General features: G+C 68.2%; 12 protein-coding genes. 6 read left to right on the forward strand and 6 right to left on the reverse strand.

What is annotated here, in order from left to right; translation table 11 throughout:
- Window positions 1-798, forward strand: a 798-nt coding sequence (locus BM085_RS42255) for a cytochrome P450 (protein WP_093892343.1), incomplete at its 5' end; no start/stop codon positions are given.
- A gap of 221 nt (window positions 799-1,019) precedes the next feature.
- Window positions 1,020-1,193: a hypothetical protein gene (locus tag BM085_RS45120; protein WP_177245560.1), complete on the forward strand. Its 174-nt coding sequence runs from the start codon at window positions 1,020-1,022 to the stop codon at window positions 1,191-1,193.
- 25 nt (window positions 1,194-1,218) lie between these two features.
- Here the strand turns inward: BM085_RS45120 and BM085_RS42265 are convergent, their stop codons facing one another.
- Window positions 1,219-2,313, reverse strand: a complete 1,095-nt coding sequence (locus BM085_RS42265; RefSeq protein ID WP_093892345.1) for a winged helix DNA-binding domain-containing protein — start codon at window positions 2,311-2,313, stop codon at window positions 1,219-1,221.
- 357 nt (window positions 2,314-2,670) lie between these two features.
- On the opposite strand from BM085_RS42265, the gene BM085_RS44075 reads away from it, so the two are divergent.
- A complete protein-coding gene (locus tag BM085_RS44075) occupies window positions 2,671-2,880 on the forward strand; it encodes a hypothetical protein (protein ID WP_143121340.1) in 210 nt (69 codons plus the stop codon).
- 71 nt (window positions 2,881-2,951) lie between these two features.
- Here the strand turns inward: BM085_RS44075 and BM085_RS42270 are convergent, their stop codons facing one another.
- A complete protein-coding gene (locus BM085_RS42270; protein ID WP_093892346.1) occupies window positions 2,952-3,908 on the reverse strand; it encodes a helix-turn-helix transcriptional regulator in 957 nt (318 codons plus the stop codon).
- 80 nt (window positions 3,909-3,988) lie between these two features.
- Here BM085_RS42270 and BM085_RS42275 point away from each other — a divergent pair, with 80 nt between their 5' ends.
- A complete protein-coding gene (locus BM085_RS42275) occupies window positions 3,989-4,480 on the forward strand; it encodes an NmrA family NAD(P)-binding protein (protein WP_093892347.1) in 492 nt (163 codons plus the stop codon).
- 98 nt (window positions 4,481-4,578) lie between these two features.
- Here the strand turns inward: BM085_RS42275 and BM085_RS44080 are convergent, their stop codons facing one another.
- Window positions 4,579-4,815: a hypothetical protein gene (locus tag BM085_RS44080; RefSeq protein ID WP_143121341.1), complete on the reverse strand. Its 237-nt coding sequence runs from the start codon at window positions 4,813-4,815 to the stop codon at window positions 4,579-4,581.
- Between the two features lie 313 nt (window positions 4,816-5,128).
- Between BM085_RS44080 and BM085_RS42280 the strand changes: the two genes are divergently transcribed.
- Entirely contained in the window at window positions 5,129-5,584 is a 456-nt protein-coding gene (locus BM085_RS42280; protein ID WP_245790017.1) for an alpha/beta hydrolase fold domain-containing protein, read from the forward strand.
- Window positions 5,585-5,975: 391 nt separating this feature from the next.
- Window positions 5,976-6,542 (forward strand): DUF1062 domain-containing protein, encoded by a 567-nt coding sequence (locus tag BM085_RS42285; protein ID WP_245790018.1) that lies wholly within the window; start codon window positions 5,976-5,978, stop codon window positions 6,540-6,542.
- 99 nt (window positions 6,543-6,641) lie between these two features.
- Here BM085_RS42285 and BM085_RS42290 read toward each other — a convergent pair whose 3' ends face one another.
- The 3 genes from BM085_RS42290 to groEL form a co-directional block, all read right to left on the reverse strand.
- Window positions 6,642-7,583, reverse strand: coding sequence for an aldo/keto reductase (locus BM085_RS42290; protein ID WP_093892350.1), 942 nt, complete (start codon window positions 7,581-7,583; stop codon window positions 6,642-6,644).
- The gene (locus BM085_RS42295; RefSeq protein ID WP_093892351.1) at window positions 7,559-8,629 is read right to left on the reverse strand and encodes a glycoside hydrolase family 113 protein; all 1,071 of its coding nucleotides are present in this window, start codon (window positions 8,627-8,629) and stop codon (window positions 7,559-7,561) included. Before BM085_RS42295 ends, BM085_RS42290 begins: the two co-directional genes overlap by 25 nt.
- Window positions 8,630-8,680: 51 nt before the next feature.
- Window positions 8,681-9,459, reverse strand: a 779-nt coding sequence (gene groEL / locus BM085_RS42300) for a chaperonin GroEL (protein ID WP_143121342.1), incomplete at its 5' end; no start/stop codon positions are given.

Consider the following 9,459-nt stretch of genomic DNA (forward strand, 5'->3'; position numbering starts at 1 on the left):
GCCGGCCCGACGGCCGACCTGGTGACCGCGTTCGCCAAGCCCATCCCCTCCATCGTCATCTGCGAGCTGCTGGGCGTGCCGTACGAGGACCGCGACTCCTTCCAGGAGCACATCGACACCTTCCTCGGCGGGGAGGCCGGCGACGAGGAACTGTTCGCCGCCTACACCGCGACCCAGGACTACCTCGCGGAGCTGGTGGCCGCCAAGCGCGCCAACCCCACCGACGACCTGCTCAGCGACCTGCTCGACAGCGACCTGACCGACGAGGAACTCAAGGGCATGGCCCTGATCCTGCTGTCGGCCGGGTTCGACACCACCGCCAACATGCTGGCCCTGGGCACCTTCGCCCTGCTGCACAACCCGGCGCAGCTGGCCGCGCTGCGCGCCGACCCCGCGCTCACCGACCGGGCGGTGGAGGAGCTGCTGCGGTATCTGAGCGTCGCCAAGCAGTTCATGAGGGTCGCGCTGGAGGACGTCGAGCTGGACGGCCACACCATCGAGGCCGGCACGACGGTCATCCTGTCCTACGCCACCGCCAACCGCGACCCCGAGCGCTTCACCGACCCCCACGCGCTCGACCTGCGCCGGCAGGACGGCGGGCACCTGGCCTTCGGCCACGGCATCCACCAGTGCCTGGGCCAGCAGCTGGCCCGCGTCGAACTGCGGGTCGCGCTCCCCGCGCTGGTCAACCGCTTCCCCACACTGCGCCTGGCCGTACCGGCCGAACAGGTCGCCCTGCGCCCGGAGACCGCCGACATCTACGGGGTCAAGAGCCTCCCGGTCACCTGGGACGCGTGACCGCGAGCCGGCCGCCACCGCTGTGGCTATTCGCCTGTGTGGCGATCGCGTCTCCACTGCCCGTATTCCGGTGGCACCCGGACGAGGGCAGCTCGGTCACCGAAGCCGCAAAGCCGGACGCTTCACCGCCTGCGCATCACACCCGTGCTACTGACCAGCACCTGCCCCATCCCGCGCTCCCCCACAGGTCGGATGTCTACTGCGGATTCACCGCGGCTCACGTGAACCACGTGCCGCCCTCGAACAAGGGCGTGCTGGGCGCCGACGCACACGCCGGCCACGCCAACACCTCCATGAGCGGTGACGGTGGTGACGATGCCGAGCACGGCGTCGAACACGGCTGGGGAAAAGTCGCCGACGCGTTCCGCGAGCCTAGGCCCGTGGAAGATCACTGAAGATCACTGAAGATCTTCCACGGGCCTAGAGGGTGTCGTCGACAGGGGTGAACCGGATGTCATGGTTGTCGGCTTCCGCCGCCGCGAAGCGCAGGAGGCGGGAACCTTCCTCGATCACGGCGGCCTCGTCACCCCTGGGCAGGGGATCGAAGAGCCTGACGACCAACGTCGCCGTGCTTTTGTGCCGCTTGATGCTCCAGAGCCCGTGTACGAAGCCGTCCACGGTCATCGCCGCCTCGACGATGGTGTGCCTGCGCTGTCCGTCGGTCATCATCCGGCTCCGATCGGCGTGGCCGAGCACCACGTTGTCGAGCGCGGCCAGGAAACGGACGGGCGCCGGCACGTCCGGGTCGGGCCGTGGCGCTTCCGGGAGGTCGAACAGCTCCCCTCCGGCCTCGTTCCGGAAGACACGCAGCTGCGGCCGGAGCGGTTCGACCACTTCGCGCAGCCGGGTTATTCCGCTCCATGCCTGGATGTCCTTTACCGTTGCCGGACCGAAGGATGCGAGGTAGCGCAGAATCAGTCCGTGTGCTGAGGGGGCGTCGACCAGCGGCCGGCCGAGCCACCGGTCGGCGAGCGTGAAGGGAGTCGTGCCTCGCCGCCCCCAGGTGCCATCGGGCGGCGGGTGCACCACCGGCAACAGCCCCTGCGCCGACCGGGCCAGGGCGACGGGGTCGCGTCCGGGCCACCGTTCAGTCAGCGCCCTGCCGAGCTCGGGTCTGGTCAGTGTGTCCTGACCGAGGGCCGTCCGTACCGCGGCGGCCAGCTCGGTGAGGTCCAGTCCAGCGGTGAACCTGCCGAACGCCCCCTTCTGCCAGCGATCCAGCATCGGCTGCAACAGCGACCGAAGCCACAGGTAGTCCTCAGCGGTGACCAGGTGCTGGGTTCCCCGGAACAGCGTCGCGCGCACCACTTTCCGTTGGTACAGCAGCCGGGTCAGATCATCGAGGCGGAAGGCCTCGATCCGGGTCCACAGCCCGATGTACGGCGGGTCGGGGTCCTGTGCCTGCAGGCCGACGAGGCGCTCGATCACGTTGAGCGCGGGCATGTCCGCCCGGCGCAGGAGCAATTGCCGTTCCAACGTCGCCCGGTTGAGGCTTCGGCGGGTAAGGATTGTCATAACGTCCCCATGAGAGTCGGTGGGTCGCCATCCGGCCAGACCTGGGAGAGCAGGCAGCGGCAGGCGAGCGCTCTGGTGTCTTCCAGGCGCTTTCGACGGTGTCACGGCACCCGTGGCGCATGGTAGGGATGCCGTCCGTCGAACGACCCTGGCACCGATCGCGGACAGATGCTGACCGCGAACACTCCTGGCGTCGGCTGTCATGACGCAAGAAGATTCCATGACCGTCCCGGCGACCGGCGACGCGGACCACTTCTTTGCTGAACTCGTCGTCGAGCACGACCCGGATGTCACGGCACGCACGTTGCTCCGGGAATCACCCAAGGCGCCATCACGGTCAACGAGGAGCACAACCATGTGATCGTGCCGGTGGATGATGGACCCGCTGGTCGCCGGTATTCGGTGGTCGAGGCGTGCCGGCGGCTGGTCGGCGACATCCCCCGGGCCGTACCGGAGGTGTGGCCGTTACGGTATCCGAACCGATCGTCGTTCCTGTGGGTGACGCTGATTCTCGTGATCTTCGTCCCGCTTGCGATCCGCCGATACCGGAAGGCGATGAGTCAGTAGCCCGTCAACCGCCGATCCCGGTCGACAGCCGTCCGGCCGGTGCGGATCTCACGATCAGGCTGGGAACCCGCCTACGGCCACGCGGCCCGCTGGAGGCGGGCGGTCAGCGTCCGGAGGTGCTCCACCAACTCGGATGGCTCGTGGACGTCGAACTCGAAGCCGAATGCGGCCACCCATACCGCGAGATGGTCGAGGCTGTCCGAGCCGATGCGCAGGATGCAGGTGTTCTCGTCAAGGGGTTCCACCGTACCGAGGGTGGTCGGAACCTCGTCGGCCACCGCCCCGGCCGAGCCGTGCATGGTGAGCACGGCCTGGTAGCGGTGGCGGTCCGTGGTCATGTCCATGGCGAGGTAGCCGGCCAGGTCCTCGCTGGGGAGCGGCCTCGGGGTGAACCGGGGCCCGAGGGGGCTGCGGATGGACAGTCTGTCGACTCGGAACGTCCGCCAGTCCGACCTCACGGTGTCCCAGCCGAAGAGGTACCACCGCCGTCCGCTGGTGACCAGCCGGTAGGGCTCCACGTCCCGCACGGTCTCCGAGCCGTTGCTCGAGACATAGTCGAATCGCAGCCGTCCGTGGTCACGCACCGCCGAGGCGATCGCGGTCAGCTTCGACGGGTCGACCGTGGGGCCAGGCATCGGCATGGTCACCAGTGCCGAGCTGAGCGTGTTCACCTGGTAGCGCAGCCGCGAGGGCAGGACCTGGTCCAGCTTGGCCAATGCCCGTACGGAGGTCTCGGCGATGCCCGTGACCGCACCGCCGGCCGCCGTTCGCAGCCCGACCGCCACCGCGACCGCCTCTTCGTTGTCGAGCAGCAGCGGGGGCATCGAGCCGCCGGGGCCCAGTTGGTAGCCGCCGCCGACGCCGCTGATCGCATCGATCGGATAACCCAGGAGCCGCAGCTTGCCGACATCGCGACGTACGGTCCGTGGGCTCACCCCGAGACGCTCGGCCAGTGCTGTTCCCGACCAGTCCCGATGGGCCTGCAGCAATGCCAGCAGACGGAGCAGCCGAGCGGAGGTTTCCAACATACGACGATTGTCGCGTTGATCGCGGACAGGAGCTGACCGCGAGTGCTTCTAGCGTCTGTGCCACGACGAAAGGAATCTCAATGACCATCCTTGTAGCCGGTGCCACCGGCAATGTTGGCCGCCCCCTCGTTGAACAGCTGCTGGCGGCCGGGCACCGTGTCCGTGCCCTCACCCGCAACCCGGCGAAGGCTGACCTTCCCGCGGGCGCCGAGGTAGTCGCCGGCAACCTGATCGCCTCGGTCGCCGCGACCGCGCTCACCACCGACGGCCACGCCGGCCAGGAGTACTGGCTCACCGGGCCGGAGGCGCTGACCCCGCCGGAGAAGGTACGCACGATCAGCGACGTCCTCGGTCGCGATGTGCGCTACATCGAACTCACCAAGGACGAGATCGTCGTGCAGTGGCGCCAGACCGGCTACTCCGACGAGGACATCGAGTTCTTCCTGACCATGCGGACCAACCCGCCGCAGGCCGGCTACACCGTGCTGCCCACCGTGGAGAAGGTCACCGGTAGGCCGGCCCGGACCTTCGCGCAGTGGGTGCGGGAGAACGCTACGGCCTTCGGCACCTGACGTCGGATACGGCCCGGAGCTTCCGAAGCTGTCCCACAGCACTCAGGGCGGGTTGCCCGGAGGAATCGCATCCCGGGCAACCCGCCCTCAGTCGTTCGTCACGCAGAGCGGATCATCTGGCTGTTGAACCTCGGCCTCGGGCCCGGCCCGAGGCCGAGCTGTTTGCTCATGTCGAGCTCGAAGCGCCCGTACAGGTTCAGGTGGCTCCAGAAGAGGGCCGACAGACCGCGCCGGTCGGCATCGGTGAGCTTTTCCACCACATCGGCTCGGCGAGGACGATCTGGACCATCCTGGTGTTCAGGTAGACGACCGCGGCCTGGATCGCCGGTTTCCACAACACCCACCGTCGCCGCGGCAGCGCTGGCGGGTTACCACCGATCATCTACGAACAGCGGATCGCTGCCGCCCGAGCGGCACCGTGCTCGGCGAAGAACTCCAGTTATGAAGGGGGTCCAGTGGTATCGGCGAAATTTCCAACGGATACACAGGTCAGGGGCCCTTCCGAGATTCGCACCGAAAGGCCCTTCGCCGAGGCTCCGGCCAGCATTTCCGTTGCCTTTTCGGCGATTACCACCGAGCCCCCTTCCTCGGCGAGCACAGCCTCCAGGGCTCGCGTGTCGATGTACCTGGTTGCGACCGGTGTGGATTGTGGTGATCAACCCGTCTGCCGGGGCGACATTGGTGCTGTCTGCGTTGCTCGTGCTCAAGCAGGCCGGTGACGCCCTGCCCGCGGCGGCGCTGGCCATCTCACCGCAAACCGATCTCACCCTGTCCAGCCCGTCGATTGACGCCAACGACGGCCAGGACGTCGTCAACCGGGCCGTGCTCGACCACGTCCGAACCCAGTACCTGGCCGGTGCCCAGCCGGATGCGGCACCCCAATCGCCCCTCCACGGCGACCTCCGTGGACGGCGACACCCTTTGGGATCAGGTGTCGCGACCACCTTCCGCACCCAAGCCGTCGGCGACCGCCGCACGGCCCCGACCGGGATTCGGTCGGGCCCGTGCGGCGTACAGCTCAACTTCTCCGTCCATGGCAGGTCGTCCTCGCCTGTCACGCGCCGGCGCGTCCAGGCAAGGCATGGCGCGCCGGGCCGCACATGATGGCAAGAGCACAGCCTTTCGCTCGAGAGCACGGCGGCGGTCTCCGCCTGGCCGCTCCGCGGTTCCCTCTGCCCGGTTGTCGCCGATCGCCGGCCTGCCATCGGGTGAATAAATCGGTTGCGGCTCAACAAGTGATCACATAGCTTGCGATCGGCTCGTCGAATCCGTCGTGAGGACATCCGCGTGACCCCGCCCGCTCTCTCCGCCTGACACCTTTCCACAGCGCTTCGTCACCGACTCCGTCGGTACTACCGGGCTGTCCCGTTCCTGCGTGCCGCAACTGGCGGCTCTGCCGGAACACCCCGGCTCTTCAGCGTTTCAGGCCGTGTGATCACGGCCTTTGTCAGGTCCGAGAGAGATCATGTCTTCACAACCTCATAGAGATCATTCCGTGCTGTCCTGGACCGTACGGCGGACTCGCCTGCCCCTGCTGCACTTCCACTGCCTGGAGTGCCGCTCGGCGGTGGCCACCGTCGCGGAGGGCAAGTTCCGGGTGAACGCCAACGGCAAGCTTCTCGACGTGTGGCTTCTCGTCCGCTGCGTCTCCTGCGATCAGACCTCGAAGATCACCGTACGCGAACGAGTCCCGGTCCGCTCCATCGATCCCGTCCAGCTCCACGCGTTCGAAACCAACGATCCGGCGCTCGTCACCCAGACGCTCCTGGACCCGTTGATCGCCCGGCGCAACCGGTTCAGCCTCGACTGGAAGGACGCATGGCGGCTGCATACGTCACCACCGCATCCGCAGGCGGACCCGAGCTGGCCGATCCGGGTGGAGGTCGAGTTCCTTGACCTCGTGCCCATCCGCCCGGAGCGGCTGATCGCCCACGGCCTCGGCATCAGCCGGAGCGAAACCGAACGCCGGGTCAAGTCCGATGTCCGCCTCAACCGCACCACGACCACGAACTTCACTTTTGTCGTCCTTCCCGCCGCTCAGGGCGGGAGCAGGACGGTGTAGCCGCCCGGATCTCACGCTGAATCCCTGACCGCCGGTCGTGGCCGGCCCGCGATCTGTTTCCCGCACGTCGGCGAAGCAGATCGCGGGCCGGCGGCGCGCTTACGGCCTTGTACCGACCCGAAACTCGTACATGCTGAGGCGGTCCCGCAGGGCGTCGTACACGTCCATCGGGAGCGGGCCCTTCTGGGCGGCTGCGACGTTGGCCCGCACGTGCGCTACTTGGGCCGAGCCGACGATCAGCGAGTGCAGATCTTGGTGAGTGAGGATGAAGCGGAGCAGGAGTTCCATCGTCGAGGCGCCGTCTGCCAGATCGTCCAGGTTGGCGGCGGCCAGTCGCGCGTGGCGGTCGGCGAGCGGCCGGCGCGCCGGCTCCGGCATGGCCTCGGGCGGAGCCATGAGCGGGCGGGCGATCGAGCCGTGCGCGATCGTCCCCGCGCCGGCTGCCGCGGCGGCGCTGATGAGTTCCTCGTGGGAGCGGTCGAGCGCCGAGTAGGGCAGGAGGAAAACGTCGAACGCCCCGATCGCGATGTGCTCCGGAAGGTGGGGCAGATTCCCCGACATGCCGGTGAAGCGGATCGCGCCTTCGTCCTGAAGGGCCAGCATCTCGGCGATGGTGTCCTCGGCCTGCATCACGGCGACGCTCGGGCTCATGTGCACCATCAGGATGTCAAGGTGGTCGGTGCGCATCCGGCGCAGGCTCTGCTCGGCGCACGCGCGGACGTTCGCCCTCGTGTAGACGTGCGGCGGAACCGTCCGCGGGTCACCGTCCGCGGCGAGTGGGCAGCCACACTTGCCGGCGAGGAGAAACTCGTCGCGCCGGTGGGAGATCCAGCGGCCGATGTGCTCCTCGGCGTCGCCGTAGTCCGGCGAGGTGTCGATGAGGTTCACTCCCAAGTCGAGGACCGTGTTCAACACCGTGCGGGCCTCATCGTCGCCTATCGGTCTGCCCCACGCCTGTGGCCCGCGCATCTCCATCGCCCCGTAGCCGAGGCGGCTCGCCTGCAGTCCGGTCCTTCCTAGCTTCGCGGTTGGCAGCGCCACGTCATCGTCCTCTTCTCGGTCTCGGCCGTCCTGGCGCGTCCGTATTCGGCCAGGGCGTGGAAGGCGGCTTTGGGTTCCCACGGCAGCCCCGGGTAGGTCGTCCCTGTGCGGCCGTGCTCCAGGATCTTGACGATGCCGAAGCCGGCGGTGTCGAAGTCCCGTCCGGGATCGGAGGCCGTCGGCAGGTCGCGGCGGGCGAACGTGTTGACGAACGCCGTGTCCGTGCCCTCCTCGTCGTAGATGTCGAGGAGCTCGCGCACGTATTCGGCCTGTTCCTCTTCGTCCCGCATGACGATTGTGGTCAGGCGGGGGCGGGCGCGTTCGTCCCATTCGATGATGGAGTCGCCGCGTGCGCCCAGTTCGGCGGCTCCACGGTGGGTGGTGCAGCCGAACTCGGTGACGGCGAACGGCTTGCTCTGCGCGACCTGCGCGCGCAGACTCTCGCGGAAACCGTGCGCGGTGGTCGCGTCGCGATATCCGGCGTCGGTGGCGATCATGTCGAACGGGGCCCAGTCCACACCTTCGAAGGGCAGGGAGGCGTAGCTGATCGGACCGCCGAAGCGTTCACGCACCGCCGCGGCGGCTCGGGTGAGGAAGGCATTGACGCGGGCGGGCACTTCGGGGAGTACGGCGCGCAGCCGTGCGGGCTCGGCCATCACCCCAAGCCGCTCCTTCAGGCTGTCACCGGGCAGAAATCCACTGGTGAACAGGCTGATCTCGGAGCCGGTGAGGAATACGACGGGAGTCCCTTCCTGGCGTAGGCGTTCGGCCCGTTCGGCACTGTCGACGATGAACGTCATCAGCTCGTCTTGGGTGAGGCCGTTGGTGAACGGCGAATACCAGACCTCCAGGCCCGCCCGGGCGGCGTGGTGTGCGGCGGTCTCAAGACGGTCCGGGTCTCCTCCGGTGATACGGACCGCGTCGCAGTGCAGCTCATCTCGGATGATCTGCATTTCGCGGCGCACCGCGTCCGGGTCGAAGGGCTCGTGGGTGGTGGTTCCGGCAGACAGGAAGCCGGTGTCGTAAGTGACACCGTAGGCACGCATCAGGGGCCTCCGGGTGTGTGCGTGCGGGTGGGACATGCGAGAAAGAATGGGCTAGAAGTCCAGGTCCCCGCCGGGCATGCCGGCGGGAGCGGCTCCGGCCTTCTCGGGCTTCTCGGCGATGACGGCCTCGGTGGTGAGGAACAGCGCCGCGATGGACGCCGCGTTCTGCAGAGCCGAACGCGTCACCTTGGCCGGGTCGATGATGCCCGACTCGAACATGTTGACGTACTCGCCGGTGGCGGCGTTCAGGCCCTCACCCGGGGTGAGGTTGCGCACCTTCTCCACCACGACGCCGCCCTCAAGGCCGGCGTTGACGGCGATCTGCTTCAGCGGCTCCTCAAGAGCCTTGCGCACGATCGCGGCACCGGTGGCCTCGTCGCTGGACAGCTCCAGCTTGTCGAACGCCTTGGCGCCGGCCTGCAGCAGGGCCACGCCACCGCCGGGGACGATGCCCTCCTCGACGGCCGCCTTCGCGTTGCGAACGGCGTCCTCGATGCGGTGCTTGCGCTCCTTGAGCTCGACCTCGGTCGCCGCGCCGGCCTTGATGACGGCCACGCCGCCAGCCAGCTTGGCGAGACGCTCCTGGAGCTTCTCGCGGTCGTAGTCGGAGTCGGTGTTGTCGATCTCGGCGCGGATCTGGTTGACCCGGCCGGCGATCTGCTCGGCGTCGCCGCCACCGTCGACGATGGTGGTCTCGTCCTTGGTGACGATGACCTGGCGGGCGCGGCCGAGCTGGTCCAGCGTGGTGGACTCCAGCTTGAGGCCGAGGTCCTCGCTGATGACCTGGGCGCCGGTCAGGATGCCGATGTCGCCCAGCATGGCCTTGCGGC

The sequence above is a fragment of the Streptosporangium canum genome (assembly GCF_900113865.1).
Lineage (GTDB): Bacteria > Actinomycetota > Actinomycetes > Streptosporangiales > Streptosporangiaceae > Streptosporangium > Streptosporangium canum.